This window comes from Mesorhizobium sp. M1338 (assembly GCF_040318045.1).
In the GTDB taxonomy this organism is placed as follows: domain Bacteria; phylum Pseudomonadota; class Alphaproteobacteria; order Rhizobiales; family Rhizobiaceae; genus Mesorhizobium.
Window position 1 is genome coordinate 91660 of the sequence record NZ_JAMYLL010000006.1, and the last position, 26062, is coordinate 117721.

At 63.8% G+C, this 26062-nt stretch carries 23 protein-coding genes and 1 tRNA gene; 7 read left to right on the top strand and 17 right to left on the bottom strand.

What is annotated here, in order from left to right; all coding sequences use genetic code 11:
- Positions 1-86: 86 nt before the first annotated feature.
- Positions 87-1526, bottom strand: a complete 1440-nt coding sequence (locus tag NKH19_RS08495; RefSeq protein ID WP_352869110.1) for an aldehyde dehydrogenase family protein — start codon at positions 1524-1526, stop codon at positions 87-89.
- Positions 1527-1790: 264 nt separating this feature from the next.
- On the opposite strand from NKH19_RS08495, the gene NKH19_RS08500 reads away from it, so the two are divergent.
- Positions 1791-2450 (top strand): TetR/AcrR family transcriptional regulator, encoded by a 660-nt coding sequence (locus NKH19_RS08500; RefSeq protein WP_352869112.1) that lies wholly within the window; start codon positions 1791-1793, stop codon positions 2448-2450.
- Between the two features lie 143 nt (positions 2451-2593).
- On the opposite strand, the gene NKH19_RS08505 is transcribed toward NKH19_RS08500, so the two are convergent.
- The 11 genes from NKH19_RS08505 to ssuD all read right to left on the bottom strand — a co-directional run bounded on the left by NKH19_RS08505 (position 2594) and on the right by ssuD (position 14287).
- A complete protein-coding gene (locus NKH19_RS08505; protein ID WP_352869115.1) occupies positions 2594-3079 on the bottom strand; it encodes a hypothetical protein in 486 nt (161 codons plus the stop codon).
- Positions 3080-3198: 119 nt separating this feature from the next.
- Positions 3199-3759 (bottom strand): FMN reductase, encoded by a 561-nt coding sequence (msuE, locus tag NKH19_RS08510; RefSeq protein WP_352869118.1) that lies wholly within the window; start codon positions 3757-3759, stop codon positions 3199-3201.
- A gap of 65 nt (positions 3760-3824) precedes the next feature.
- Positions 3825-5072 carry an SfnB family sulfur acquisition oxidoreductase gene (locus NKH19_RS08515; RefSeq protein WP_352869120.1) on the bottom strand — a complete coding sequence of 416 codons (1248 nt, stop codon included), beginning with the start codon at positions 5070-5072 and terminating at the stop codon, positions 3825-3827.
- Positions 5073-5096: 24 nt separating this feature from the next.
- The gene (locus NKH19_RS08520; RefSeq protein ID WP_352869123.1) at positions 5097-5903 is read right to left on the bottom strand and encodes an ABC transporter ATP-binding protein; all 807 of its coding nucleotides are present in this window, start codon (positions 5901-5903) and stop codon (positions 5097-5099) included.
- A gap of 81 nt (positions 5904-5984) precedes the next feature.
- The gene (locus tag NKH19_RS08525; RefSeq protein WP_352982094.1) at positions 5985-7322 is read right to left on the bottom strand and encodes an ABC transporter substrate-binding protein; all 1338 of its coding nucleotides are present in this window, start codon (positions 7320-7322) and stop codon (positions 5985-5987) included.
- A gap of 82 nt (positions 7323-7404) precedes the next feature.
- Positions 7405-8445 carry a branched-chain amino acid ABC transporter permease gene (locus NKH19_RS08530; protein ID WP_352869129.1) on the bottom strand — a complete coding sequence of 347 codons (1041 nt, stop codon included), beginning with the start codon at positions 8443-8445 and terminating at the stop codon, positions 7405-7407.
- Positions 8446-8448: 3 nt separating this feature from the next.
- A complete protein-coding gene (locus NKH19_RS08535) occupies positions 8449-9348 on the bottom strand; it encodes a branched-chain amino acid ABC transporter permease (RefSeq protein WP_352982095.1) in 900 nt (299 codons plus the stop codon).
- Positions 9345-10280, bottom strand: a complete 936-nt coding sequence (locus NKH19_RS08540; RefSeq protein ID WP_352869135.1) for an ABC transporter ATP-binding protein — start codon at positions 10278-10280, stop codon at positions 9345-9347. The genes NKH19_RS08535 and NKH19_RS08540 overlap by 4 nt, the downstream gene beginning before the upstream one ends.
- A gap of 120 nt (positions 10281-10400) precedes the next feature.
- The gene (gene sfnG, locus NKH19_RS08545; RefSeq protein ID WP_352869138.1) at positions 10401-11504 is read right to left on the bottom strand and encodes a dimethylsulfone monooxygenase SfnG; all 1104 of its coding nucleotides are present in this window, start codon (positions 11502-11504) and stop codon (positions 10401-10403) included.
- 162 nt (positions 11505-11666) lie between these two features.
- Positions 11667-13118 (bottom strand): FAD/NAD(P)-binding protein, encoded by a 1452-nt coding sequence (locus NKH19_RS08550; RefSeq protein ID WP_352869141.1) that lies wholly within the window; start codon positions 13116-13118, stop codon positions 11667-11669.
- Positions 13115-14287 carry an FMNH2-dependent alkanesulfonate monooxygenase gene (gene ssuD, locus NKH19_RS08555; protein WP_352869144.1) on the bottom strand — a complete coding sequence of 391 codons (1173 nt, stop codon included), beginning with the start codon at positions 14285-14287 and terminating at the stop codon, positions 13115-13117. Before ssuD ends, NKH19_RS08550 begins: the two co-directional genes overlap by 4 nt.
- Before the next feature lie 328 nt (positions 14288-14615).
- On the opposite strand from ssuD, the gene NKH19_RS08560 reads away from it, so the two are divergent.
- Positions 14616-15290, top strand: coding sequence for a GntR family transcriptional regulator (locus tag NKH19_RS08560; RefSeq protein ID WP_352869147.1), 675 nt, complete (start codon positions 14616-14618; stop codon positions 15288-15290).
- A 208-nt stretch (positions 15291-15498) separates the two neighbouring features.
- Here the strand turns inward: NKH19_RS08560 and NKH19_RS08565 are convergent.
- Positions 15499-15574 (bottom strand) — tRNA-Ala (locus tag NKH19_RS08565).
- Positions 15575-15746: 172 nt separating this feature from the next.
- Entirely contained in the window at positions 15747-16139 is a 393-nt protein-coding gene (locus NKH19_RS08570; RefSeq protein WP_352869150.1) for a TIGR02300 family protein, read from the bottom strand.
- Positions 16140-16346: 207 nt separating this feature from the next.
- Between NKH19_RS08570 and aroA the strand changes: the two genes are divergently transcribed.
- From aroA to rpsA, 3 genes are all read left to right on the top strand, one after another.
- Positions 16347-17705, top strand: a complete 1359-nt coding sequence (gene aroA / locus NKH19_RS08575) for a 3-phosphoshikimate 1-carboxyvinyltransferase (protein WP_352869153.1) — start codon at positions 16347-16349, stop codon at positions 17703-17705.
- A 274-nt stretch (positions 17706-17979) separates the two neighbouring features.
- On the top strand, positions 17980-18630 hold the full coding sequence (cmk, locus tag NKH19_RS08580; RefSeq protein ID WP_352869381.1) for a (d)CMP kinase: 651 nt from the start codon (positions 17980-17982) through the stop codon (positions 18628-18630).
- 208 nt (positions 18631-18838) lie between these two features.
- Positions 18839-20536: a 30S ribosomal protein S1 gene (rpsA, locus tag NKH19_RS08585; RefSeq protein ID WP_023811516.1), complete on the top strand. Its 1698-nt coding sequence runs from the start codon at positions 18839-18841 to the stop codon at positions 20534-20536.
- 106 nt (positions 20537-20642) lie between these two features.
- Here rpsA and NKH19_RS08590 read toward each other — a convergent pair whose 3' ends face one another.
- The 3 genes from NKH19_RS08590 to NKH19_RS08600 form a co-directional block, all read right to left on the bottom strand.
- Positions 20643-21350: an SDR family NAD(P)-dependent oxidoreductase gene (locus tag NKH19_RS08590; protein ID WP_352869175.1), complete on the bottom strand. Its 708-nt coding sequence runs from the start codon at positions 21348-21350 to the stop codon at positions 20643-20645.
- Between the two features lie 182 nt (positions 21351-21532).
- Positions 21533-23134, bottom strand: coding sequence for a 5-guanidino-2-oxopentanoate decarboxylase (locus NKH19_RS08595; RefSeq protein WP_352869178.1), 1602 nt, complete (start codon positions 23132-23134; stop codon positions 21533-21535).
- A complete protein-coding gene (locus NKH19_RS08600; RefSeq protein WP_352869383.1) occupies positions 23131-23979 on the bottom strand; it encodes a dimethylarginine dimethylaminohydrolase family protein in 849 nt (282 codons plus the stop codon). Before NKH19_RS08600 ends, NKH19_RS08595 begins: the two co-directional genes overlap by 4 nt.
- A 244-nt stretch (positions 23980-24223) precedes the next feature.
- Between NKH19_RS08600 and NKH19_RS08605 the strand changes: the two genes are divergently transcribed.
- Both NKH19_RS08605 and NKH19_RS08610 read left to right on the top strand, forming a co-directional pair.
- Positions 24224-25039 carry an ABC transporter ATP-binding protein gene (locus NKH19_RS08605; protein ID WP_352869385.1) on the top strand — a complete coding sequence of 272 codons (816 nt, stop codon included), beginning with the start codon at positions 24224-24226 and terminating at the stop codon, positions 25037-25039.
- Between the two features lie 54 nt (positions 25040-25093).
- Positions 25094-25891, top strand: coding sequence for a transporter substrate-binding domain-containing protein (locus NKH19_RS08610; RefSeq protein ID WP_352869181.1), 798 nt, complete (start codon positions 25094-25096; stop codon positions 25889-25891).
- Positions 25892-26062 lie beyond the last annotated feature (171 nt).

Genomic DNA, 26062 nt, shown 5'->3' on the forward strand with positions numbered 1-26062 from the left:
ATCTAGAATGTGCCCGATCTTGATGTGCATGGCGGGTTGCCGGCCCGATCGACCGATCAGCTCGGCATGATCGGCCACTTGGCCGATCAGCCTGGGAACGTATAGGCGGTTTTCACGGTGGTGTAGAATTCCGCCGCGTAGCGGCCCTGTTCGCGCGGGCCGTAGCTCGAGCCCTTGCGCCCGCCGAAGGGAACATGGAAGTCGACACCCGCCGTCGGCAGATTGACCATCACCATGCCGGCCTCCGAATTGCGCTTGAAGTGGGTGGCGTGCTTAAGGCTCGAGGTGCAGATGCCCGAGGTCAGCCCGAAGGGCGTGTCGTTGGCGACGGAAAGCGCCTCGTCATAGTCCTTGACGCGGATGACGCTGGCGACGGGTCCGAAGATTTCCTCGCGCGAACTGCGCATGGCGTTGGTGGCCTGCGTCAGCAGCGCCGGCCGCAGGTAGAAACCCGGCGTCTTGCGGTCGAGCCGCTCGCCGCCGAAGGCAAGCGTGGCACCTTCCCTGACGCCGATAGCGATATAGTCCTCGTCTTGCTTCAACTGGGTGGCGTCGACGACCGGGCCGATCTGGGTTTGCGCGTCGAGCGCATCGCCGATGACCAGTTTGCTCATGCGATCCTTGAGAGCTTCGACGAAACGGTCATGAATGGCGTCGGTCACAATCAGCCTGGACGATGCCGTGCAGCGCTGGCCGGTCGAGAAGAAGGCGCCATTGAGCGCGCAATCGACGGCAACCGCGAGGTCGGCATCGTCGAGCACGACCAGCGGGTTCTTGCCACCCATTTCAAGCTGGAACTTGCGCATATGCTCGATGCTTGCCGCGGCGACGCGCTTGCCGGTGCCGACCGAGCCGGTGAAGGTGATGGCGTTGACATCGGGACTGTCGAGCATCGCCTGGCCGACCACCGAACCCTTGCCCATGACGAGATTGAGCACGCCCTTCGGCAGGCCGGCGCGATGCAGGATATCGACGATGGACCAGGCGCTCTCGGGAACCAGTTCGGCCGGCTTGAAGACGACGGTGTTGCCGTGGCACAGCGCCGGCGCGATCTTCCAGGCCGGGATGGCGATCGGAAAATTCCATGGCGTGATGATGCCGACGACGCCGACCGCCTCGCGCGTGATCTCGACGCCGACACCCGGCCGCACGCTCGGCACGACCTCTCCCGCCAGGCGCAATGCTTCACCAGCAAAGAAATCGAAGATTTGGGCGGCGCGAATGGTCTCGCCGATGCCCTCGGCCAGCGTCTTGCCTTCCTCACGTGCCAGGTTGCGGCCGATCTCGTCCTTGCGCGCCATGATCTCGTCCGAGGCTTTTTTCAGCACCGCGTGGCGCGCCAGCGGACCGGAGCGGGACCACGCCGGAAACGCCGCCTTGGCCGCGGCGATCGCCTGTTTGGCCTGCTCGACTCCCGCGGAGGCATAGTCGCCGACGACATCGCCGGTATCGGAAGGGTTGATGTTGCGCGAACCGGCCTCGCCGACCCATTCGCCATCGATAAGGTTCTGTCGAAACAGCGTCATGTTCCTATCTCCCTGCTGGTTGGCCGCGCGGCGGCATCTGTCTGAACTGGTATTTGCCAGACAATTGGCTTGCGGGAAAGCACGCACTGATCCAGCAGCCGCGACAAAAACCCCCCTCGCTCGATATGACGCTGCGACGACAGCGCCATATCGATCCCGTCCGGCTAACATCTGTGCCGCACCATTCGGGCCAGGTCGAATTGCTCTGTACATTAGTGTCCATAGCCTTGATTTGCCTGAGGCAGCATGTCATGCGTCGTGTCGATGGCAGCTCTCGAAACGATGATTCAGCGCGCTGGCGCCACCGGCAACATCAAGGCCACTCGCGAAGACTGGCTGAAGCTTGCGCTTGAAACGTTGATCTCGGACGGTGTCGAACGCGTCCGCGTGCTGACGCTTGGCCAGAAGCTCGATGTGTCGCGTTCCAGCTTCTACTGGTATTTCAAGAGCCGGCAGGATCTGCTCGACCAGTTGCTCGACTACTGGCGGCAGACCAACACCAAATTCATCGTCGAACGCGCCAGGCGGCCGTCCGCGACCGTCATCCGCGGGGTGATGAGCATTTTCGAATGCTGGGTGGACGAAAGGCTGTTCGATCCGCAGCTGGATTTCGCGATCAGGGCCTGGGCCCGCCGCTCACCTGCCATCCGGCGCGCGCTTGACGAGGCCGACGAGGAGCGCGTCAACGCCATTCGCGACATGTTCATGCGTCATGGCTATCAAGAGGTGAATGCGTTCGTGCGGGCTCGCGTGCTCTATTTCATGCAGATCGGCTATTACTCGCTCGAGCTCAACGAGCCGATGAGCAGCCGGCTGGCTCATGTTGCCTCCTATCTGCGCAGTTTCACTGGCCAGGAACCGTCACCCCGGGACGTCGAGGATTTCTCGCGCTATGTCGAGAAAACCGTTCCTCGCGGCCGGTAGCCATGAAATTGCCGGGGCCCGGCAATTTCATGTGGCAGTGATCGCATCCATATCGACCGTAGTCTCGCGGCCTATCTCTGGACATGGATGGAAATTGCCGCCTGCAACATCGCCGCCGGATCAGCGGATTAGCCGGCGCCACGTCAGAGCGTGAACGACCAGAACAGGCAGGCCAGCGTCGCGACGGCGAAGACCACGAAAAACAGGCTGCGCAGCAGAACGTTGCGGCGCAGTTCGTTCATGACGAAGTGGCAACCGACGATCGCCGCGGCAAACAAAAACCGCCAGTTCAGCAGCGCCCACACGGCGCTGCCCTGGCCGAAAGCCCATCTGGCGGCGAGACAGCCGACGATGGCCGCAAACAGCACGATCACCGTCCAGAAGATCGCGTCGGCGGCATGGGTCAGGACAATGCCGGCCGCCCTGATCGGCAGGATCATCATCAGCATCGCGCTGAAGAAATAGACCGCGGCGATCGGGATGAACACGCCGGCATCGGCGATGCCGTCAAGGCGCCTGACGCCGATCGCGCCATAGGGATAGCCGTGCCTGGCCACGGCCAGGCTCAACGCCATGAGCAGGGCGGTCAGCACGGCGACCAGTGCGAAGGAGGTGAGGGCTTTGCTCATAAGGTTCCTGTCCCAGGCGAATCAGACAGGAACAGATGTAGCGTGCGGTCGTAAACCGCGCGTAAGCGAGGGCGCGGTCCTTGCTTATTTCGATCGTGGCGAAATCTGGTGACGGCAGGCTATTCGGCGGCGATCCTGCCGGCCGAGCGATTGGCCAGCACGAAGCCGACCTCATCGACCGCCTGCGCCGCACGCTTCAGGATGGCCTCGGAATGCAGCACACCGTCGGTGAAATCCTTGTCGGTGGCATAGACGGCGGTGGGCAACGCAAAGGCCTCGAAGAAGCCGAACAGCGGCCGCAGCTGATGTTCGACGATCAAGGCATGGCGCTCGCCACCGCCGGTCGCCGTCAACACGATGGGCTTGCCCCGCAACGCTGCCGGGTCGATCAGGTCGAAGAAATGCTTGAACAGGCCGGTATAGCTGCCCTTGTAGGTCGGCGACCCGACGACGAGCACGTCGGCGGCGAGGATTTGTTCCAGGATCGTGCGCGCCTGGCCGTCGAGATCGCGGGCCCATCTTGCCGTGCCGAGCGACGGACCGAGATCCTCGATATCATAGGTACTCGCCGACAGGCCGTGACTGGCGGCGATGTCCCTGGCGACCAAATCGACGAAGGCGCGCGTCTTTGACGGCCGGGTGATGTTGCCGGAAAAGCCGACGACTGTTGGGTTTGACATGGCAGTGGGCCTCTCTTGGATGGTCGAAGTTTTGACGCGGCGAGCCGCTCGCCGCCGATGGGAAATCAGCTCCAGGCGTGCAGCGGCGGATTCTCGCCGTTCAGGAAATATTTGCCCAGGATCGCATATTTCCAGCGTACCGGGTCGTGCAGCGTGTGCGTGCGGGCGTTGCGCCAATGCCGGTCGAGATTGTGTTCCGCCAGGGTCGAGCGGGTTCCCGCCAGCTCGAACAGCTTGTTCGTCGCGGCGATGGCGATTTCGGTCGACAGGATTTTTGCCTCGGCGGTGACGATCTGGGCATGCGCCACCGTCTCGGCGGTTGGCTCAATCACCGCCCGGTCGATTGCCAGGCCGGCCTTTTCGAGCAGCGCCTGCGCCGCGTGCAGGCGCAGCGTCAGATCGCCGATGGCCTGGATGGTGTAGGGATCGTCCCAGGCATTGTCGACGCCGCTGTCGATCCAGGCGCGGCTTTTGGTCCTGACGAAACTGACCGTCTCGTCGATCGCCGCCTGGGCGATGCCGGTGTCGACCGCCACCTGGATGATCTGGAAGATGGCGCCGTCGGCGGTCGGCTTGTCGTAGCCCTTGTAGCCGGGCACCAGATGGGTCTTCGGCACCTTGACGTTGTCGATGATGACGGTGCCCGACAGCGTCGTACGCTGGCCGAAGCTTGACCAGTCGTCGATGACCGTCAGGCCAGGTGCGCCACGGTCGGCGATCGCATACCAGGCGCGGCCCTCGTCATCGAGCGCGACGATCGGCACCAGATGCGCCAGCAGCGCGCCGGACGAATAGAATTTCCGGCCATTGACGATCACATGATCGCCGGCTTCGGTGAAGCGGGTCTCGAAATCGGCGGCACGCTTGGAGCCGAACTCCGAAAACGCGTTGCCGAACCGGGTGCCCTTCAGCGCTTCGGCGAACAGCAGCGTCTGCTGATCCTTGTCGGATACGGTGCGGATGGCGGCGACGACGCCGAGATGGTTCTGTGCCACCTGGCCGATCGAGGAATCCGCCGCCGAGATGATCTCGATCACCTTCGCCAGCGTGGCATAGGACACCTCCGGCCCGCCGAATGTCCTGGGCACGTTGATCGACCATAGGCCGCTTTGCGAAAACGCATCGAGTTCGGCAACCGGCCAGATCCGCTCGCGATCACGCCTGGAGGAATCCCTGACGAATTCGGCGGCGAGCGCGTGGGCGATCGCAATCGCCTCGGCGTCGTCCTTGATGATATGCGCCGGCACGGTCGGCCTTGCGACTGGCGGCACGGCGGCGGAAGCTTGGTCGGTCTTGACGGTCGAAACGGTCATTTCACTGCTCCTTGAGATTTCGGTTCAGGCGACGGCATGGAGATGGGATGGTTTGGCGGCGGGCGATGCCTGTTGCCCGGGGGTCGATTGACCGAGATAGAAGGCTCTGATGTCCTCGCGCTGGCGAAGCTCGGCGGCCGCGCCGGAGAGAACGGAGACGCCGTTTTCCAGCACCGTGGCGTGGTCGGCGTATCTGAGGGCAACCGCCGAGTTCTGCTCGGCGACCAGGATCGACAGGCCGGTCTCACGGTTGAGTTTTCTCAAGCTCTGGAAAATGTCCTGGACGATGAGCGGGGCGAGCCCCATCGATGGTTCGTCGAGGACCAGCAGGCGCGGCCGCGACATCAGAGCCCGCCCAATCGCCGTCATCTGCTGTTCGCCGCCCGAGGTCAGGCCGGACAATGTCCGGCGCTTCTCCCTGAGACGCGGAAAATAGCCGTAGATCCGTTCGAGATCCCCGTTGATCTCGGCGCGGCTGCCGCTGCGGCCAATGCCGCCGGCGACCAGGTTTTCCTCGACGGTGAGGCTTTTGAAGCAGTGGCGGCCTTCCAGCACCTGGACCAGCCCGGCACGCACGAGATCGCCCGGCTTGCGGCGCGAGACATCCGAGCCTTCATAGCGGACGGTGCCGGCGTTGACCTGCCCACGTTCGGCCGGCAGCAGGTTGGAAACAGCCTTCAGCGTCGTGGTCTTGCCGGCGCCATTGGCGCCAAGCAATGCCAGGATCTGGCCCCGCCTCAGCTCTAAGCTGACGCCGTGCAACGCCGTGATGGCGTGGTTGTAGGTAGCATGAACCGCGTCCACGGCAAGAATGACGTCATCGTCCGACATAGGCTCTCATTTCCGTGGTTCGATGAACCGAAACGGGCCGGGCGCTACGGAAAGTTGTCCGAAGCGCCCGCCCTTGGCTGATCAGTTGGTGGTCACCGCATCGGCGTCATCAGCCGTGCGCAGCTTGATGCCCTTCTCGGCCGCATAGGCTTCGGCGGACTTCTCGATGATCGGCCGCAGCAGCGCCCAGTCCGGCGCGATCCAGTCGGAGACGACGTTCCATTTCTTGCCATCCCACTGCTGGAAGGTCACGTAGCCTTCGCCCTCGTGATTGTCCCAGCTGACATTGATCGAGTGGAACAGGTCCTTGGCGCCGAGCGCCTCGACCTTGGCCGGATCAAGCTTGAGGTGCTCGAAGCCCCAGCGGACCTCGTCGCCGGTCAGCGTGCGGTGGCCGAACTTCTCCTGCGCGACGCGGATCGCCTCGACATTGAGGATGCCGTTGACGATGCCGAGGTTGTGGTAAACCGAGCCGATGCGCGACTTGTCTTCCAGATTGCCCTTGCCGGCGCCGTAGACCGTCTTCACGATCTCCTGCACCACCGGGTAGCTGTTGCCGGAAGCCTGGGTGGTGATGGCGGTGTAGCCCTTGGCGGCGTCGCCGGCCGGGATCACGTCCTCTTCCGAATTCGACCAGACATTGCCGACGATGTGGTCGACGGGATAGCCGACCTTGACCGCCGTCTTCAGCGCCACCGGGTTCATCACCCCCCAGCCGCGCAGGACGACGAAGTCCGGCTTGGCGCGACGGATGGTCAGCCATTGCGACTGCTGCTCGTTGCCGGGATGCGGCACCTCGATCTGCTGCGCGGTGAAGCCGTATTTCTGCGCCAGCAAGTCATAGATCGGGATGGTTTCCTTGCCGTAGGGCGAGCCGTGATAGAGCACGACGATCTTCTTGCCCTTCAGCTTGTCGATGCCGCCTTCCTTGGAGGCGATGTAGTTCACGATGCCCGAGGTCTCGCTGTAGGGATTGAGCAGCAGCGGGAAGACATAGGGGAAGACGCGCCCGTCGGTGGAATCGGTGCGGCCGTGGTTGACGGTGATCAGCGGCACCTTGTCGGCGGTGATGCGGTCGATCATGGCGTAGGCGATGCCCACCGAGAGCGGGTTCCAGGCGGCTGCGGCGGCATGACTCTTCTGCCGCTCGTAGCATTCGACGCCGCGCTCGACCTCGTACTGGGTCTCGCATTCGTCCCAGGTCAGCTTGACGCCGTTGACGCCGCCGTCACGGATGTTGATGAGGTTGAGGTAGTCGATGAAGCCGCCGAAGAAGCCGGTGCCGCCGGCCGCATAGGGCCCGACTCGATAGCTCTGCAGCGGGAAATATTGCTCGTCCGCGTGCGCGGCGGGCAAGGCCACCGACACGCTCATCGCCGCGGACAGCGCCGCCGTCTTGATTGTGCTGAGGAAAGTCATGGTCGAGGTACTCCCGGTATGGGCCGTCTTGGGTTCGGCCCCAGTTCATTTTCAGATGTGGTTCATTTTCAAATGCACGGGCTCAAGTCGTCTGCCAGGCGAACAGGAGCCGTCTTCGGAGCCTGTCCCAAAGGGCCACCAGCCCGTCGGGTTCCAGGATCAGAAACAGGATGATGAGCGCGCCCAGCACGATGCGCTGGCTCATGTCGAGCACGCCCGAGTCGAAGAGATCGCCGAGCAGGAAGCCGCCGAGGCGCGACAGGGCGAGCGGGAAGACGACGATGAGGGCGGCGCCGAAGAAAGCGCCGCGAATCGAAGCCAGGCCGCCGATGATGATGATGAACAGGATCTGGAACGACCGATCGAGATCGAAGCCGTCCGGCTCGACGGTCCGCAGATAGGCGAAGGCCCAGATGACCCCGGCAACGCCGATGATGAAGGATGAGATGGCGAAGGCCAGAAGCTTGGTCTTCAGCACCGGGATGCCGATGATGCGGGCCGCGGTTTCATTGTCGCGGATGGCGATGAAGTTGCGCCCGGTCTGGGACGTGACCAGCCGATAGGCAAGGAAGGTCAGCACTGTGACGATGGTCAGCGCGAAGAGATAGCGGCCGACGGCGTCATCCAGAGCGAGCCCGCCGATCGAAAGTCTCGGCGCGTCGATGACGCCGGAAGCCGAGTTGTTGGAGAACCAGCTGAATTTGGTCAGCGCCCATTGCACGAAGAACTGCGCGGCCAAGGTCGAGACCGCGAGATAAAAGCCCTTCAGCCGCAGGCTGGGCAGGCCGAATACGATACCGATCGCGGCCGCGACAATGCCGGCCAGAAAGATGCTGCCGATCAGCGGCAGGCCTTCGATCCTCAGGTTGAAATTGTAGGCGGCGAAGGCGCCCGCCGCCATGAAGGCGGCACTGCCCAGCGAAACCTGGCCGGCACAGCCGGTCAGGATGTTCAAGCCCACGCCGGCGAGGCTGAGCGCCAGGAACGGCAGCAGGATGGCCTCGAACAGATAGCTCGAGCCGATCAGCGGCACGACGCCATAGGCGAAGGCGAGCAACAGCACGGGCACGATCCATTTCGGCAGGACCGGCGCGGAGGCGAAATCGCTTGTTATCGCGGCCATCGCTTAGATCCTCTCGACGAGTTTCTGGCCGAACAGGCCGGAAGGGTGGATCAGCAGGAAGACGAGCGCGAGGACATAGGCGAACCAGCTTTCGATACCGCCGCCGAAATAGTCGCCGATATAGACCTCGGCGAGCTTCTCGCTCGCGCCGATCAAGAGCCCGCCGACAATGGCGCCGAGGATGGAGTCGAAGCCGCCGAGCACCAGCACCGGCAGCGCTTTCAGCACCACCAGCGACAGCGAGAACTGCACGCCGAGGCGTGCGCCCCAGAGCAGTCCCGCCACCAGTGCGACGAGGCCGGCGGCGGCCCACACGGTCGCCCATATCAGCGGCAGACGCAGGCCTACCGCGAGTGCGGCAAACTGGTCGTCGGCGACGGCACGGAAGGAGAGGCCGATGCGCGTGTAGCGGAAGAACAGCGACAGCAGGAGAACCATGCCGGCGGCAACCACGGCGGCGAAGATGTCGAACTGGCTGATCAGCACGCCGCCGATTTCCAGCGGCACATCCTCGATGCCAAGGTCGAGGCCGTGGACCTGCGTGCCCCAGATCAGTTGGGCGGCGCCCTCGATGATGTAGGACAGGCCGAGCGTCGCCATGAACAGCGTGATCGGCGGCTTGTTGGTGAGCGGCCGCAGCACCGTACGCTCGATTGCGACACCCATCGCCACCATGATGGCGAAGGTGATCACCAGCGCCAACGCGAACGGAATACCGCGCTCGACAAGGCTGACGAAGGTGAGTGCCGCGAACAACAGCATCGCGCCTTGCGCGAAATTGAGCACGCCCGAGGTCTTGTAGATCAGCACGAAGCCGATCGCGACCAGCGAGTACATGACGCCGGAAAGCAGGCCGCCGACGAGCACTTCGATAAAGAACTGGTAGTCGAAATCGGCGATCATATGCCTGCCCTGTCCTCATTGTCCGAGGCGACACCGAGATAGGCATCGATGACCCGCTGGTCGTTCCTGACTTCATCGGGCGTGGCGTCGGCGATCTTGCGGCCGTAGTCGAGAACGGCGATGCGGTCGGACAGGCCCATGACGACGCCGACATCGTGCTCGATCAACACCACTGATGTGGCGAAGCGGTCGCGCGCGGCGCGGACGAAGGCCGCCATCTCGCTCTTTTCGTTTGCGGTCATGCCGGCCATCGGCTCATCGAGCAAAAGCAGGCGCGGCTCGGCGACCAGTGCACGGGCGAGTTCGACCCGCTTCCGCAGCCCGTAAGGCAGCGTGCCGGCAAGGCGATCGCGAACAGACGTGAGATCAAGGAATTCGAGGGTCTGTTCGGCACGGCTGCGCGAGTGGCGCTGCTCGTCGCGCGAGCGGCCGATGCCCAGCACCTGACCGGCAAAGTTGGAGCGGGCCTTGTAGGCGAGGCCTGAAGCTACATTGTCGAGCACGCTGAGGCCTTTGAACAGCGCAAGGTTCTGGAAGGTCCTGGCGACCCCGAGATGCGCCAACCGCTGCGTCGGGACCTGGGCATAAAAAGTACCGTCGAGCTGGACATGGCCGCGATCCGGCCGGTAGACCCCGCTGATGACGTTGATCAGCGAACTCTTGCCGGCGCCGTTCGGGCCGATGATGGCGCGGATCTCGCCGGGACGGACCGACAGGTCGATGTCTGCAAGTGCCACGACACCGCCAAACGACAGGCCGATGCCTTCCAGCGAAAGCAGCGCAGCGGGTACGCCGGCAACGGAGCCGACCGGCTCGCTATTGTCTTCGGGCTGCTGCTGCGGCCGCGAGCTTGACGGCAGGCCGCGCGCAAAGACCTCCGGTGCATAGGCGGAAGCCTCCATCACTCCTAAGGCATAACTGGGCAGAGGCATTCCAATGTCCTCGATTGCTTCAGCAGGCGCGCAAGTTCCCAGGCCGCCCGATGGATCGAGCGCGCCGGCAAGCTTCACGCGAGTGCTGGCCGGTGCTTGTCCGGCCAGCCTGTGGGGTAACTACTCCGCCGCCAGCGACGCCGCCGCCTCGGCGTTTTCCAGCTCGCGGACCAACGGGATGACATGCTTGCCGAAATACTCGACCTCTTCCTGGAAATGCAGGAAGCCGAGCAGGATGAGATCGGCACCGGCGCGCTTCAGGTCGACGATGCGCTGAGCGACCTGCCTTGGCGTGCCGATCAGGTTCGAGCGGAAGCCGTCATTGTACTGGACCAGATCGTCGAAAGAGGATTTCGCCCAATTGCCCTCGCCTTCCGGCGAGGCCTTGCCGGCATTCTTGACCTCGTGGCCAAAGGCGTTGACCGCCTCGGGATTGGCCTTGGCGATGATTTCGGCGAGCACCGCCCTGGCCTCGTCCTCGGTCTCGCGGACGACCGCGAAGGCGTTGACGCCGACCTTGACGGAATGGTTGTTGGCCTTCGCCTTGGCCCTGAGATCGTCGACCTGCTTGGCGATCTCGGCCGGCGTGTTGCCGTTGGTGAAGTACCAGTCCGAGACGCGCGCGGCCATGTCGCGTGCGGCGCGCGACGAGCCGCCCTGGAATATCTCGGGCAGCGGATGTGGCGGCTTCGGCTTCAGCGAATATTCGTTGAAACGATAGAAGTCGCCTCGGAAGGTGAAGCTGTCTTCTGTCCATATTCCGCGCAGCGCACGAATAAATTCCTCCGAGCGGCGGTAGCGCTCGTCATGGTCGAGCCAATGCTCGCCGATGGCGTGGAATTCGCCGCGGAACCAGCCGGAGACAAGGTTGATCGCGACACGGCCATTGGTCAGATAGCTGATGGTGGCGATCTGCTTTGCTGCCAGCGCCGGATTCCAGGGGCCGGGCAGGATCGCCGCGATGACCTTGAGTGTGGTGGTCGCGGCTAGCAGGTCATGGCTGAACGCCACCGATTCATGCTGTTCGTCGGCGCCGTAGCCGGCGGTGAAACGTATCTGGCTGAGCGCATAGTCGAAGCCGGATTTCTCGGCGATCCGCGCCAGCTTGCGGTTGTACTCGGCCGAATGGTTGGTGCGCTGCTCGATGTTGGAGATCACCAGGCCGCCCGAAACATTCGGCACCCAGTAGGCGAACTTGATCGCGTCGGTTCCTGCGTGTGCCATGAACTGTCTCCCATCCAGGCCGTGTCGTTGATCGCTCCGGTCACGCCGGCTTCCAATATTTATTATGTTTATAGAATATATATACAAAGGAGGATTTTCCGTTTTTGAGGCCCTCTTGGGACGGAAATACCAATTTTGCCCGACCAATCCGGCTTGCCGATGTCAGCTCGCGAGCGGACCAGGCACAACATTGGCGCTGATGGTGGCTGGCGATTCGAGCAGCTTGACAATTTCGGCCGCGACCGCCTGGGCATGGCGGGCGACCTCGGGCAGGCCCATGAGTTCGCCGAAAGTCGCTCGCGCCAGCGGACCCGCGACGAACAGTGTCGTGGTTGTCCCGCCATCCCGGCCGACGGCGCGGCTGTCGAGACTGGTCTCGATGCCCAATCCGTATTGGTCCATCCTGATCAGCCCGGCTTGCGCCAGCGAGCTTAGCGCCGGGTTCAGCCGCGGTGCCTGCCCATGGGCCGGACCCGTGGTGTTGATGACGGCATCGAAGCGCGCCGTCTCGATCCGCGTCTGCCCGCGCCGCTGAAAGCTGACCGCCAGGCTGCCGTCCTCAACGTTCGACGCGACAAGCCTGGCGGCGATGGTGTCGAATGTGCCGCCCTCATGACGGCGGTCGAGCACGGAAGCGACCTGCGGAGCGATCCGGAAGCGATGCACGTCCCAGAACACGCGCAGCTGGCGGACCAGCCTTGCCCGCTCTGGCGGGGTAAGTGCGGCCCACAGCACAGGACCTTGCAGGCGCAACTGGTCGAAGACGGACTGCCAGTTGACATTGGCCGCACGCGCCGCCGCCAGCGTCGCGCGAATGTTCTTGAGCAGGCCAAGCGCCGTTGTTGCCGGGGCCGAGGCAAAGTCGCCGAAAGGCTCGCCCCTGATGTCCGGGTGGCCACGCGAGCGCAGCCCGCGGCGCGACAGCGCCACGATGCGGCCGCGATGGCCACGGCGGGAGAGTTCGGCGACCATGTCGGCCGAAGTCAGTCCGGAGCCGACGATCAGCACCGAGGCCTCCGGCCCGATCCCGGCAAGCGCTGACGCGACGTAAGGGTCGGCGATGAAACCCGGCGCTTCCGCCAGTTGGATCAGCGCGGCTGGAATCGCGGGGTGCGGGTGCGTCGCTGCCAGGACGACGATGTCGGCGGCGACCAACCCACTGGACGTATGCACGGTCCAGCCCGCGCCACTGGCATCGCGCGTTACATTTGTGGCGGACCCTTCAACATGGTGGACAACGCCTGAGCCGAGATGCGGCGCCAGATGTTCGGCGACGTAGCGGCCAAACACGCGCCGGCGCGGATAGGCGTCGCCATTCTTCCAGATGGCGTCCGTGTCGCGCTCGAGTTCTCCGCTGCCGGTCAACCAGCGCGCGAAGTGCCGCGGGTCGTCGGGTACCATGCTCATTCTGACAGCCGGGACATTGACCCGGTGCGACGGCTCCTCGGTGGAGTAGGCAAGGCCGCCGCCGAGCACCGGCCGCGGCTCGATCACCGAAATGGAAATACGCTCCGGCCGATGCATTCGTGCCAGGTGCCAGGCCACCGCCGCGCCGGAAAAACCGCCGCCGATTATGGCGACACGCAACCGGCGGATCGGAGGGAGCGCGTTCATGAAGCGCTGGCGAGCGACTTCGGCCGGTGGTCGCCGGCGATGGTCTCGCCGAACGGGCCGGTATTGACGGACGAAGCGGCAACTTTGACCGGATGATCGGTCGGCAGTCTTGGCAGCACCAGTTCACCGAAGCGATAGGCTTCTTCCAGATGCGGATAGCCGGAGAGGATGAAGGTGTCGATGCCGAGGCGCCGGTATTCATCGATGCGCTCAGCGATCGTGTCGGGGTCGCCGACAAGCGCGGTCCCGGCGCCGCCGCGCACCAGGCCGACACCGGCCCAGAGATTGGGCGCGATCTCGAGCTTGGCACGGTTGCCGCCATGCAGCGCGCTCATCCGCGCCTGGCCGACCGAATCCATGCGGGCAAAGACTTTCTGTGCCGAGGCGATCGTCGCATCGTCGAGCCGGCTGATCAGCCTGTCGGCGGCGGCCCAGGCTTCCTCGCTCGTTTCGCGGGCGATGACATGCAGGCGAATGCCGAAGGAGAGTTTGCGGCCGGCCTTCTGCGCCAGTTCACGCACGCCATCCAACTTGCGCTCGACATCCGCGGGCGGCTCGCCCCAGGTCAGATATTTGTCGATCTCCTGCGCCGCCACCACGGATCCGGCGTCGGATGAGCCGCCGAAATAGAGCGGCGGATAGGGCGTCTGCACCGGCGGAAACAGCAGCCTTCCATCCTCGATGCGGAAATGCTTGCCCTCGTGCTCGACCGTCTCGCCGCTCAGCACCCGCTTGTATATCCGCAGGAACTCCTGCGTCACCTCGTAGCGCTCGGCATGCGATAGAAAGATGCCGTCGCCCTTGTTCTCCAGCGGATCGCCGCCGGTGACCACATTGATCAGCAGGCGCCCGTTGGAGATGCGGTCCAGCGTCGCCGTCATGCGCGCGGCCAACGTCGGCGACTGCAGGCCGGGCCGCACGGCGACAAGGAAGCGCAAGCGCTCGGTCAGTGGCACCAGCGCCGACGCGATCACCCAGGAATCCTCGCAGGCCCGGCCGGTCGGCAGCAGCACGCCGTAGTAACCCAGCGTGTCGGCGGCCTTCGCGACTTGCGTCAGATAAGGCAGATCGACGGCCCTGCCGCCTTCCGTCGTGCCGAGATAGCGGCTGTCGCCATGCGTCGGCAGAAACCAGAGCACCTTGATGCGTTCAGGAATGTCGCTGGTCATGGCCTGCCTCCCATGTGGTGACGGAGACTGCCGGCAATGCCTGCTTTGGTTGAGAGCAAGCGCAAAAGGGTGGGCATGGCGTGGTCCTGTCCGTGTGGAAACCAGATCGCCCGTGCAGATTGCTTATTCCATAAATTCTGTAGAGTTAGTTTATTCCAATTCCGCCGACGGGATTAGAAATTCTCTCCAGCCGGCCCGAATCCGAACTCACTGACTGTGACGCTTTGCCCGGGTGCGAATTCCAAGTCGAAGCCGCGCCTCGCATTAGGTGCTTTCTGATTTACATTCTAATTTGATCATTTCCGGCGACCTAAGCCACGGATTTCCCATGGACCTGGACCCTTCGACTCTCAATCGGGCTCTTCCGCTCCGCGATCAGATCTATCATCAGATTCGCAACCTGATCGTCATCGGACAGATGAGGCCTGGGGACGTGATCAGCGAGGTTAGCATCGCGGAAGCACTCGGTGTTTCGCGTACCCCGGTGCGCGAAGCGGTCAAGCGCATCAGCGACGAGGGTCTGGTCAACATCCTGGCGCAGACCGGCACCTATGTCGCCCCGATCAGCCGAGCCGACCTCGAAGAAGCCTATATCATCCGCCGGGCCTTGGAGATGGAAAGCACCAGGCGCGCGGCCGCCAAATTCTCACCGGCAGCCGGCGAATTGCTGGAAGACAATATGGCGGCGCACCGGCTTGCCATATCGCGGAGCAGATATGCCACCGCGATACAGCTCGACGACGTCTTTCACCGGACCATCGCCGAAATCTGCGGCCTGCCGATGATCTGGAGAGCCGTCGACATCTCAAAGGCGCAAATGGACCGTGGCCGCTACCTCGTCATTCCGAAGCCCGGCTATGGCGAACAGACGATCGAGCAGCATGAAGCCATTCTCGAGGCGCTGAAGCGTCACGACGCCGAGAGCGCCGCGCAAGCGATGGAACACCATCTCGAGACGTCGTTGCGCAACACGCTCGAAGTCGCGGCCGACCTTCTCGGCTGAAGCCGCCAAGCCGCACCAGTTGCTGCGCCCTTCGATGCCGTCTTGTGTCCCACCAAAGCGTCGGCGACTAGGCCAAGGGCTGAGGTTGTTGGGGCTGAAATCCGCCGAAGCGCAGTCTTTGTCAGGCGGGGTAAAACTCGAGCTGGCAAGCCTTTGAAGAGGCGCGATTATCCCGCAAGGGAATAGCCAGTTTTGCAGAGGGACTGTTTGGTGGAGCCAATCGGGATCGAACCGACGACCTCTTGAATGCCATTCAAGCGCTCTCCCAACTGAGCTATGGCCCCACTTCCGGCAGTCTACCGGCGCCGTTTCCGGCGAAGAGATCCGGCGCGGGTTGGAGACCGCGCCGTTAGTGCAGGCGGCTTCTAACCCCGCCTTTCGTCAATATCAAGCCTTCGAGAGCCGCTTTTTCGCAACAGGCCACGAAAGCCTGCAAACGCCCGCTTTCAAGGCCGATCAGACCTCGTCGTCGTCGTCGCCGACGCCGATCATGTCGGCAACGTCGTCGTCTTCTTCCTCTTCGTCGGCAAGGAAAGTGTCATCCTCGTCGTCGCCGAGATCGACATCGTCCTCGTCGTCGCCGAGATCGGGCAGGTCGTCGCCCTTGGCGTCCTCGTCTGCCTCTTCGAGCGAGACGACCTCAACGCCCTCTTCTTCCTCGGCGTCCACTTCCTTCTCGGCCACTTCCTCTTCTTCCTCCTCGAGAGCGGCAATCTTGCCTTCCTCGAAATAGGAACGCGGATAGGTCTTGCCGGTGTAGGGCGAGACGATCGGGTCCTTGTTCAGGTCGTAGAATTTTCGGCCCGTCTCCGGGTCGATACGTTTTGTGCCAAGTTCGGTTTTTGCCACGGCAAGCCTCGTCGATAAAAGAGTGGTCCCCTTAACCACAGTTTGCAGCGCTGTCAAAGCGAAAAGCCGGCGTCACAAAACCATGCATTGAAAGGCCTCCCGTCAAGCGACGACCACGGGGGATGACCATTTCGGCCCGCCGTGATACGAGACCGCCGCAACAAATGAAAAGCGCCGGCCCGCCGGCATTCCGTCCAGGGAAATTCCATGTCTCACGCCGCCGCCCCAAAGCCGGCCACCGCCCGTAAATCATCAGCGCTTTCCGGCACGGCCCGCGTGCCGGGCGACAAATCGATCTCGCATCGCTCCTTCATGTTCGGCGGCCTCGCCTCCGGCGAGACCCGCATCACCGGCCTGCTCGAGGGCGAGGACGTGATGCGCACCGGCGCGGCCATGAAGGCGATGGGCGCGCATATAGAGAAGCGCGGCGCCGAGTGGGTGATCCGCGGCACCGGCAATGGCGCGCTGCTGCAGCCGGAAAGCCCGCTCGATTTCGGCAATGCCGGCACCGGCTCGCGGCTCACCATGGGCCTTGTCGGCACCTATGACATGGAAACGACCTTCATCGGCGACGCCTCGCTGTCCGGCCGGCCGATGGGCCGGGTGCTCGAACCCTTGCGCCAGATGGGCGTGCAGGTGCTGAAGGCGACGCCCGGCGACCGCATGCCGATCACGCTGCATGGGCCCAAGCATGCCGCACCGATCACTTATCGTGTGCCGATGGCCTCGGCGCAGGTGAAGTCGGCGGTGCTGCTCGCCGGGCTGAACACGCCGGGCATCACCACGGTCATCGAACCTGTCATGACGCGCGACCACACCGAAAAGATGCTGAAAGGCTTCGGCGCCAACCTTTCGGTCGAGACCGACGAGCGCGGCGTGCGCCACATCTTCATCGAGGGCCAAGGCAAGCTGACCGGCCAGACCATCGCGGTGCCGGGCGACCCCTCCTCGGCCGGCTTCCCGCTGGTGGCCGCGCTGATCGTGCCGGGATCGGACATAACAATCGAGAACGTGCTGATGAACCCGACCCGGACCGGCCTGCTTTTGACGCTGCAGGAAATGGGCGGCAAGATCGACATCCTGAACCCGCGCAATGCCGGCGGCGAGGACGTCGCCGATCTGCGCGTGCGTTACTCCGAGCTGAAAGGCGTCATCGTGCCGCCCGAGCGGGCGCCGTCGATGATCGATGAGTACCCGGTGCTCGCGGTCGCCGCCAGCTTCGCCGAGGGCGAAACGCTGATGCAGGGGCTGGAAGAGCTGCGGGTGAAAGAATCCGACCGGTTGTCGGCCGTCGCCAACGGGCTCAAGCTCAACGGCGTCGACTGCACCGAGGGCGAAGCTTCGCTTGCGGTGCGCGGCAAACCGGGCGGCAAGGGTCTCGGCGGCCATCCCAACGGCCAGGGCACGACCGTGCAGACCCATCTCGACCACCGCATCGCCATGAGCTTTCTGGTGATGGGACTGGCGACGGAAAAGCCGGTCACCATCGACGACCAGGCGATGATCGCGACAAGTTTCCCGGAATTCATGGGCCTGATGAAGGCGTTGGGCGCGGAGATTGGGTGACGTTCATGGCAATCGCTAGCGTTGAAGATTGCGCTCTGGCAGAGACGTCGGCGGGACAGCACCCCCCTCTGTCCTGCCGGACATCTCCCCCGCAAGGGGGGAGATTGGCAGCTTTGACGCTCCGCTCAGTCCTGCAACATTGGCGATTGGCGAAGTCAGCGGTGACGGCTGATCTCCCCCCTTGCGGGGGAGATGTCCGGCAGGACAGAGGGGGGTGCGACGGATCGCGGCGCTTGTCTTTTTCATCGCGCCTTTCGATCGCGGCGGCCAGCCAATGAGCATCCCCTTCACCATCGCCATCGACGGACCCGCGGGCGCCGGCAAAGGTACACTCGCCCGGCGGCTCGCCGACCACTATCGGCTGAACCTGCTCGACACCGGCCTCACCTATCGCGCCGTCGCCTATGCGCTGCTTCAGCACGCGCTGCCGCTCGACAATGTCTCGGCCGCCGAGACCGCTGCCCGCCAGGTCGATCTGGCCAAGCTCGACCGCGCGGTGCTGTCGGCGCATGCGGTCGGCGAGGCGGCGTCGAAGGTGGCGGTGTTCCCGACCGTGCGGCGCATCCTGGTCGAAAAGCAGCGCGACTTCGCTCAGACACCACCGGGCGCCGTGCTCGACGGGCGCGACATCGGCACCGTCGTCTGCCCTGACGCCGACATCAAACTCTATGTGACGGCGAGCGCCGAGGTGCGCGCGAGGCGCCGGCTGGCCGAGATCGAGAGCATCGGCGGCACCGCCGATTTCGCCGAGATCCTTGCCGATATCGTGCGCCGCGACGAGCGCGACATGGGTCGCGCCGACTCGCCTTTGAAGCCCGCCGCCGACGCGCACTTGCTTGATACCAGCGAAATGGCTATAGAAGCCGCGTTTCTCGCAGCCAAGGCGATCATAGACGACGTGCTGGCCAAGAGAGACAACGCCTGATCCGGGTTTTTCCCTCGCGTTTCCATTGTCGGAGGCGAAGAAGACACCCATATCGGGCACGAACCAGCCTGCCAGCATTCTTCATGCGCCGGAATTGCCGCTTAAAGAGCGGCCCAGGGCTTTTGTAGCCCGGAACGCCGGCAGGCTAACGCAACGCTAACCCACGGCGCCCGTCCCGCTTGAGATGCGGGGCACTCCAGGAGAAACAATGTCAGCTGCAAATCCCACTCGCGATGATTTCGCGAGCCTGCTCGAAGAATCATTTACCGCCGGCCATTCCGGCGAAGGCCAGGTCGTCAAGGGCATCATCACCGCCATTGAAAAAGACATGGCGATCATCGACGTTGGCCTCAAGGTCGAAGGCCGCGTGCCGCTGAAGGAATTCGGCGTCAAGGGCAAGGACACCACCCTCAAGGTCGGTGACACCGTCGAAGTCTATGTCGAGCGCATCGAGAACGCGCTTGGCGAAGCGATGCTTTCGCGTGAGAAGGCCCGCCGCGAAGAGAGCTGGGTCCGTCTCGAAGAGAAGTTCACCAAGGGTGAGCGCGTCGAAGGCGTTATCTTCAACCAGGTCAAGGGCGGCTTCACCGTCGACCTCGACGGCGCCGTGGCCTTCCTGCCGCGCAGCCAGGTCGATATCCGCCCGATCCGCGACGTCTCCCCGCTGATGCACAACCCGCAGCCCTTCGAGATCCTCAAGATGGATCGCCGCCGCGGCAACATCGTGGTGTCGCGCCGTACCGTGCTCGAGGAGAGCCGCGCCGAACAGCGTTCGGAAATCGTGCAGAATCTCGAAGAAGGCCAAGTTGTCGAAGGCGTCGTCAAGAACATCACCGATTACGGTGCGTTCGTCGACCTCGGCGGCATCGACGGCCTGCTGCATGTCACCGACATGGCATGGCGCCGCGTCAACCATCCGACCGAAATCCTCAACATCGGTCAGACGGTCAAGGTGCAGATCATCCGCATCAACCAGGAAACCCACCGCATCTCGCTCGGCATGAAGCAGCTCGAGAGCGATCCGTGGTCCGAGATCGGCACCAAGTTCCCGATCGGCAAGAAGATCAAGGGTACCGTCACCAACATCACCGACTACGGCGCGTTCGTCGAGCTGGAGCCGGGCATCGAGGGTCTCATCCACGTTTCGGAAATGTCGTGGACGAAGAAGAACGTGCATCCCGGCAAGATCCTGTCGACGACCCAGGAAGTCGACGTTGTGGTGCTTGAGGTCGATCCGGCCAAGCGCCGCATCTCGCTCGGCCTCAAGCAGACGCTCGAGAATCCGTGGCAGGCTTTCGCCTCGAGCCATCCGGTCGGCAGCCAGGTCGAGGGCGAGGTCAAGAACAAGACCGAGTTCGGCCTGTTCATCGGCCTCGAAGGCGACGTGGACGGCATGGTCCACCTTTCCGACCTCGACTGGACGCGTCCGGGCGAGCAGGTCATCGAAGAGTACAATCGCGGCGACATGGTCAAGGCGCAGGTGCTCGACGTCGACATCGACAAGGAGCGCATCTCGCTCGGCATCAAGCAGCTGGCCAAGGATACGGTCGGCGAAGCGGCGACTTCAGGCGAACTGCGCAAGAACGCGGTGGTCACCTGTGAAGTCATCGGCGTCAAGGATGGCGGTCTGGAAGTGCGGCTGGTCGACAGCGGCATCGAGACCTTCATCAAGCGCTCCGATCTGAGCCGCGACCGCGACGAGCAGCGCCCCGAGCGCTTCACCGTCGGCCAGAAGGTCGACGCCCGCGTCATCGCCTTCGACAAGAAGACCCGCAAGCTGCAGGTCTCGATCAAGGCGCTGGAAATCGCCGAAGAGAAGGAAGCGGTCGCTCAGTACGGCTCGACCGACTCCGGCGCTTCGCTGGGCGACATCCTGGGTGCCGCGCTGAAGAAGCAGGGCAGCTAAGTCCTTCGCACAGCGAAGTCTTCGCATAAGCTCGAAAACAAAACCCCGCCGGAGCAATCCGGCGGGGTTCTTCTTTGATCGACGTGAAGGTTGGAAGGTCGGAAGGTTAGGCCCTGCCGTAAAGCGGCACCAGCGTGCCGCTCATCGCCTGATTGGCCGGCGAGGCGAGATAGGCGATGGCTTCGGCGGCGGCTTCGAGACTGACCCATCTGGTGACATCGGCATCCGGCATATCGGCGCGGTTTGCCGGCGTGTCGAGCGTCGACGGCGCCACGGCGTTGACCAGGATGCCCTTGTGCTTCAGCTCCTCGGCCATCGCCACCGTCATCGCCGCCACCGCCGCCTTGCTTGCCGCGTAGGCGACCGAGCCCGCACCCTTGCGCGGCTCCAATGCCGCCCGTGCAGCGATATTGACGATGCGGCCTGCCGTGCCTGATGCCAGCATCGAGCGTACCGCCGCGCGGCAGCACAGGAAGGCGGTGCGCGCATTGGTGTCCATCATCTCGGCAAACGACGCCGACTCGATCTTTTCCACCGGCGCTCCCGTGAAGCCTCCGGCCAGGTGGATCGACCCCCACAGGCCGGGAACCTGGCTGTAGAACGCCTCGACCTTGGCGGAGTCCGAGAGATCGACATTGTGCACCAGCTCGACACGATCATGCGCGGTGAAAGGGAAATGGGCTGGTGCGGCGGCATGGGCATTGGGCACATGGCAGATCGCGCCGTCACTCAAAAGTTTGCCGACAACCGCACCGCCGAGCGCACCGGTTCCACCGGTCACGACGATATGCCTGCCTTCAAGGGTTTCCGTCATCTTGGACCGCTCCTGTCATTTTTTATCGTTAGGTCGTTTCTTGCGCCGCCGACGCGAAGCGTCGCGCCTTTCTCGCCATCACTCAATTGAAATCTCGACATGGCAGTTGTCGCGTCTTTGCATGCGTCCGCCACCGGCTAGCCGTGGGCAATGGCCGAGGCGGGAAGTCGGGCCACCGATATTCAGTCAACCGTGATTTCGATGACGCGTGGCAGTCCGGTTGCGCGAGCGCGTTTCAGCGCGTCCGTTAGAGCGGCGATATCGGACAGCCGTTCGGCGCCGATGCCATAGGCCTCAGCCAGCTTGCAGAAATCCGGCGGCGCCGGCGACACGCCGACCGGCTCGACCCCGACATCGAGCATCGAGGTTTCGATCTCGCGGTAGCCGCGATTGTTCCAAACGACGAAGATGACGGGCGCCCGGGCATCGAGCGCGGCGCCCAGTTCCGGCAGCGTGAACTGGAAGCCGCCGTCACCCGTGAGGCAGACGACCGGCGCCTCGGGCACGGCAAGAGCAGCACCGATCGCCGCCGGCGGGCCATAGCCGAGCGCGCCGAAGCCGGTCGCGGCATTGAACCAGCCGCCTGGCCGATCATGGTCGTAATAGAGGTTGGCGGCATAGATCGGCTGCGTTGAATCGCCGACGATGAACGCGCCCGGCAAAGTGTCGCGGATCACCTCGACGGCGCGCACCTGCTCCCGCAGCGTCGGATTGAGCTCGGCAAAGGCCGCTTGCCGCGCGGCGGCGGCGCGCGGCGGACCGTCCTCGCTTGCCGGGACATGGCTGATTTGCGGGAGCAGCGCTTCGAGCGCCTCGGCGCAATCGGCCTGGATCGAAACCGTCGCCGGGCGGCGGGCAAGCTGATCCGCGCCGATATCGATGCGGATCAGATTGGCGGGCAGCACAAAGCCGCCATCGCTGTAGCCGTCATAGTCGGTGGGGCCGAATTCGGTGCCGGCGGCAATCACCAGATCGGCGTCGGCCATCAGCGCCCGCACCGCCTTCAGGCTCGGGCTGGCTGGCACGCAAAGGGGATGACCATGCAGCAGGCCGCGCGCATTGGCGGTCTGGACGACCGGCGCTCCCAGCCGTTCGGCCAGGCGGCGCAATGGCGCTTCGGCACGCTTGGCACCGCCGCCGACCAGGATCAGGGGGCGGCGCGCGGCAGCGATGAGCTTGGCGGCGCTGGCAATTGCGGCAGCTTCCGGCGCGGGCGGCGTTACATTGCTCAGCATGGCAGCGATGCCATCCGCCGGCTTGACCATGACGTCGGTCGGGATCTCGATATGCACCGGGCCGGGCCGGGCCGATGAAAACAGGGCGAAGGCCTGCGCCAGGGCACCGGGCAATTCCCTGGCCTCGGTAACGCGCTGCGAAAACAGCGCCACTTTCTCCATCATGCCGCGCTGGTCGGGCAGTTCGTGCAGAAAACCCAGCCCCTTGCCCAGCGTCGGCATGGCGTTGACGCCGGAGATGACCAGCATCGGCACGGAATCGGCACGTGCCTGTCCCATGGCGGTGATGGTGTTGGTGAGCCCCGGTCCGGTGATGACGAAGGCGACGCCCGGCCGGCCGCTGGCGCGTGCATAGCCGTCGGCCATGAAGCCGGCGCCCTGTTCGTGGCGCGGCGTGACATGGCGGATCGTCGAGCGCGCCAGCCCCCGGTAGAGTTCGACCGTGTGCACCCCGGGAATGCCGAAGACCGTGTCGACGCCATGAGCTTCGAGCAGCGAGATAAGCGCCTCACCGACAGTCGTCCCAGTGATGGTCCCAATGGTGGTCATTGGCGCAGCACCGGGCGCGTCAGGCAGGTCGGGCCGCCCTCGCAGGCGATGCAGAGTGCGTCCGCCTCGAAGGTGGAAACCACGCAGCCGGCAGCCTGCATGGCAGCCGCAGTCCTGGGGAAACCGGCAACGGCAATGACCTGGCGCGGCGCGGTCGGCAGCACGTTGAGGCTGAGCCCGTTGGAGATGAAGAACTCGTCGGCGTCACCCTCGACCAGCGTGATGCCGCGCGCCCGCAGCAGCTGGTAGAAGGCGGCCGGCAGCAGCGGCGCGTAGACCAGCGCCAGATCGTCGGCGAGCGGACTGATCACCGACATCAGATGCAGGCAGGCTTCCTCCCCATGCCAGAGCGGCAGGTCGAAGCCAAAAACCGAAATGCCCTTGGGCGAAAGCAGGTTCGAAAGCTGCTGGATACCGTCCTGGTTGGTGCGCGCGCCACGGCCGACGGCCAGCGTGGTCGCATCGACCCAGACACAGTCGCCGCCTTCCACCTGGCCCGGATCGTCGATGCGGCCGAGAATGGGAATGCCCATGCGCTCGTAGGCTGCCTCATGCAGGCCGGGCTCGACCCGGCGCAACGCCTTGCCCATCGAGAGAATAATCGCGCCATGATCGGTCATCAGCGACGGATCGTGGGTGAAGACGGAATCGGCCAGCCCGTCATCGGCATCCGTCAGCCATTCGATCTCGGCGCCGGAGGCCGCGACCATGCCGGTCAATTGCTCATGCTGGGTTGCGGCCTTTTGCGGATCGAAACCCGGACCATAGTGCCATTCCTGTGCCCTTGCATGACGCATGGCGCTGGCGGCGGACCGCATCAGCACGCGTTTCAAGGGTCCGGCCATGGACTGCGACCCGTATGATTTGCCCACTAAATTCTCCCGAAACGTCCGTTGCCGCCACTAACCACTACGGCAGGCTGTGATCAATAGTCCAAAAACCATGGTTGACGGAGGCAAGCGGAACGGTCCATCCTGAGAATGGGAACTCTGTCCAGTGATGGGTAATGGGTAAAAGATACCAGCAGCGACGAGGTCGACCGCTCCGCGGAGCGTCGAAGGGATGACGGCTACAAGTGCCGCATCCGGGATGATAGCGCAAGGCGCCGCATCCGCATTGAAACAGACGGCGCAGGGCGGCGCCGCCGAAGCCATTCATGTCGAGAACCTGCACAAGAGGTTCGGTGAGCTGCATGTGCTGAAGGGCGTGTCGCTGTCGGCGCGTGACGGCGAGGTGATCGCCATTATCGGGGGCTCAGGCTCGGGCAAGTCGACGCTGCTGCGCTGCATCAACTGCCTGGAAAATCCGACCAGCGGTATCATCCGCGTCAATGGCGAAGAGATCAAGCTCAAGGCCGACAGCCACGGCCACACGGTTCCGGCCGACCGCAAGCAGATCGAGCGCATCCGCTCCAAGCTCGGCATGGTGTTCCAGAACTTCAACCTGTGGAGCCACATGACGCTGATCGAAAACGTCATCGAGGTTCCGGTGCATGTGCTTGGTGTCAAGCGCGATGTGGCGATCGCAGAGGCCGAAAAGCTGCTCGCCCGCGTCGGCCTTGCCGAAAAGCGCGACGTCTATCCGGCCTATCTGTCGGGCGGCCAGCAGCAGCGCGCCGCAATCGCCCGGGCGCTAGCCATCAATCCGCGCGTCATGCTTTTCGACGAGCCGACCTCGGCGCTCGACCCTGAGCTAGTCGGCGAGGTGCTGAAGGTGATCGGCGACCTGGCGCGCGAAGGCCGCACCATGGTGCTGGTCACCCATGAAATGAAGTTTGCCCGGGAGGTCGCGACGCATGTCGTCTACCTCTACAACGGGCTGGTCGAGGAAGAAGGGCCGCCGGAGCAAATCTTCGGCGCGCCGAAATCCGAAAGGCTGAAGCAGTTCATCCGCAACATCGGCTAGGACAGGCCGGGACGGAAGAAAACCGGGAACCAACAACAAACTGGGAGTCGTGAAATGAAGACCGTTCTGAAGACATTCGCCGCAGCGCTGCTGCTCGGCATTGCCGCCATGGGCGTGGCCAAGGCCGATCCGGTCAAGATCGGTGTCGCCGCCGAGCCCTATCCACCCTTCACCTCGCCGGATGCATCGGGCAAGTGGGTCGGCTGGGAAATCGAGTTCATCGACGCCGTCTGCGCCGAAGAGAAACTCGACTGCGTCATCACCCCGGTTGCCTGGGACGGCATCATTCCGGCGCTGACGACGAAGAAGATCGACCTCATCGTCAGCTCGATGTCGATTACCAACGAGCGCAAGAAGACGATCGACTTCTCGGACAAGTATTACAACACGCCGACGGCGATCATCGGGCCAAAGGACCAGAAATTCGGCGCCACTCCGGACGACCTCAAGGGCAAGGTCATCGGCGTTCAGGTGTCGACCGTGCACGCTGTCTACGCCAAGAAGCACTTCACCGGAGCGGCGGAAATCAAGGAATACCAGACCCAGGACGAAGCCAACAACGATCTGGCGGCCGGCCGCCTCGACGCGGTGCAGGCCGATTCCATCGCGCTTGGTGAATTTCTCAAATCGGACCAAGGCAAGGCCTGCTGCGATCTGAAGGGCATGGTGGCACCGGATGACGAAGTGCTCGGACCGGGCGTCGGGGCCGGCGTGCGCAAGGAAGACACCGAGTTGAAGGACAAGATCAACGCCGGCATCAAGGCGATCCGCGCCAACGGCAAATACGACGAGATCTCGAAGAAGTACTTCGATTTTGACATTTACGGCGGCGGCGGCGCGCAGTCGAACTGACAATCCTCTCGCATGAGCTGAGGGGCATGGCGTCAGCGCCATGCCCCTCCTGCCCGATCTTTCCCAGGCATGTTTGCCGCAGACGCAGCCGTCGGCGGTTAGAGCCAGCAATCCGGGGGCGACGCTGATCGACGCATTTCTTTCGGCCTCGGCGGCCGGCATCATCGAACT

Bases quoted from the DNA above. Each gene is read 5' to 3' on its own strand.
- ssuD (WP_352869144.1), bottom strand. From the start codon at position 14,287: ATGACCAGCGACATTCCTGAACGCATCAAGGTGCTCTGGTTTCTGCCG.
- NKH19_RS08525 (WP_352982094.1), bottom strand. From the start codon at position 7,322: ATGACTTTCCTCAGCACAATCAAGACGGCGGCGCTGTCCGCGGCGATG.
- NKH19_RS08535 (WP_352982095.1), bottom strand. From the start codon at position 9,348: ATGATCGCCGATTTCGACTACCAGTTCTTTATCGAAGTGCTCGTCGGC.
- rpsA (WP_023811516.1), top strand. From the start codon at position 18,839: ATGTCAGCTGCAAATCCCACTCGCGATGATTTCGCGAGCCTGCTCGAA.
- NKH19_RS08520 (WP_352869123.1), bottom strand. From the start codon at position 5,903: ATGTCGGACGATGACGTCATTCTTGCCGTGGACGCGGTTCATGCTACC.
- cmk (WP_352869381.1), top strand. From the start codon at position 17,980: ATGAGCATCCCCTTCACCATCGCCATCGACGGACCCGCGGGCGCCGGC.
- NKH19_RS08600 (WP_352869383.1), bottom strand. From the start codon at position 23,979: ATGGCCGGACCCTTGAAACGCGTGCTGATGCGGTCCGCCGCCAGCGCC.
- NKH19_RS08550 (WP_352869141.1), bottom strand. From the start codon at position 13,118: ATGAACGCGCTCCCTCCGATCCGCCGGTTGCGTGTCGCCATAATCGGC.
- NKH19_RS08500 (WP_352869112.1), top strand. From the start codon at position 1,791: ATGGCAGCTCTCGAAACGATGATTCAGCGCGCTGGCGCCACCGGCAAC.
- aroA (WP_352869153.1), top strand. From the start codon at position 16,347: ATGTCTCACGCCGCCGCCCCAAAGCCGGCCACCGCCCGTAAATCATCA.
- NKH19_RS08610 (WP_352869181.1), top strand. From the start codon at position 25,094: ATGAAGACCGTTCTGAAGACATTCGCCGCAGCGCTGCTGCTCGGCATT.
- NKH19_RS08595 (WP_352869178.1), bottom strand. From the start codon at position 23,134: ATGACCACCATTGGGACCATCACTGGGACGACTGTCGGTGAGGCGCTT.
- NKH19_RS08495 (WP_352869110.1), bottom strand. From the start codon at position 1,526: ATGACGCTGTTTCGACAGAACCTTATCGATGGCGAATGGGTCGGCGAG.
- NKH19_RS08515 (WP_352869120.1), bottom strand. From the start codon at position 5,072: ATGACCGTTTCGACCGTCAAGACCGACCAAGCTTCCGCCGCCGTGCCG.
- NKH19_RS08540 (WP_352869135.1), bottom strand. From the start codon at position 10,280: ATGCCTCTGCCCAGTTATGCCTTAGGAGTGATGGAGGCTTCCGCCTAT.
- NKH19_RS08590 (WP_352869175.1), bottom strand. From the start codon at position 21,350: ATGACGGAAACCCTTGAAGGCAGGCATATCGTCGTGACCGGTGGAACC.
- NKH19_RS08505 (WP_352869115.1), bottom strand. From the start codon at position 3,079: ATGAGCAAAGCCCTCACCTCCTTCGCACTGGTCGCCGTGCTGACCGCC.
- NKH19_RS08560 (WP_352869147.1), top strand. From the start codon at position 14,616: ATGGACCTGGACCCTTCGACTCTCAATCGGGCTCTTCCGCTCCGCGAT.
- sfnG (WP_352869138.1), bottom strand. From the start codon at position 11,504: ATGGCACACGCAGGAACCGACGCGATCAAGTTCGCCTACTGGGTGCCG.
- NKH19_RS08605 (WP_352869385.1), top strand. From the start codon at position 24,224: ATGATAGCGCAAGGCGCCGCATCCGCATTGAAACAGACGGCGCAGGGC.
- msuE (WP_352869118.1), bottom strand. From the start codon at position 3,759: ATGTCAAACCCAACAGTCGTCGGCTTTTCCGGCAACATCACCCGGCCG.
- NKH19_RS08530 (WP_352869129.1), bottom strand. From the start codon at position 8,445: ATGGCCGCGATAACAAGCGATTTCGCCTCCGCGCCGGTCCTGCCGAAA.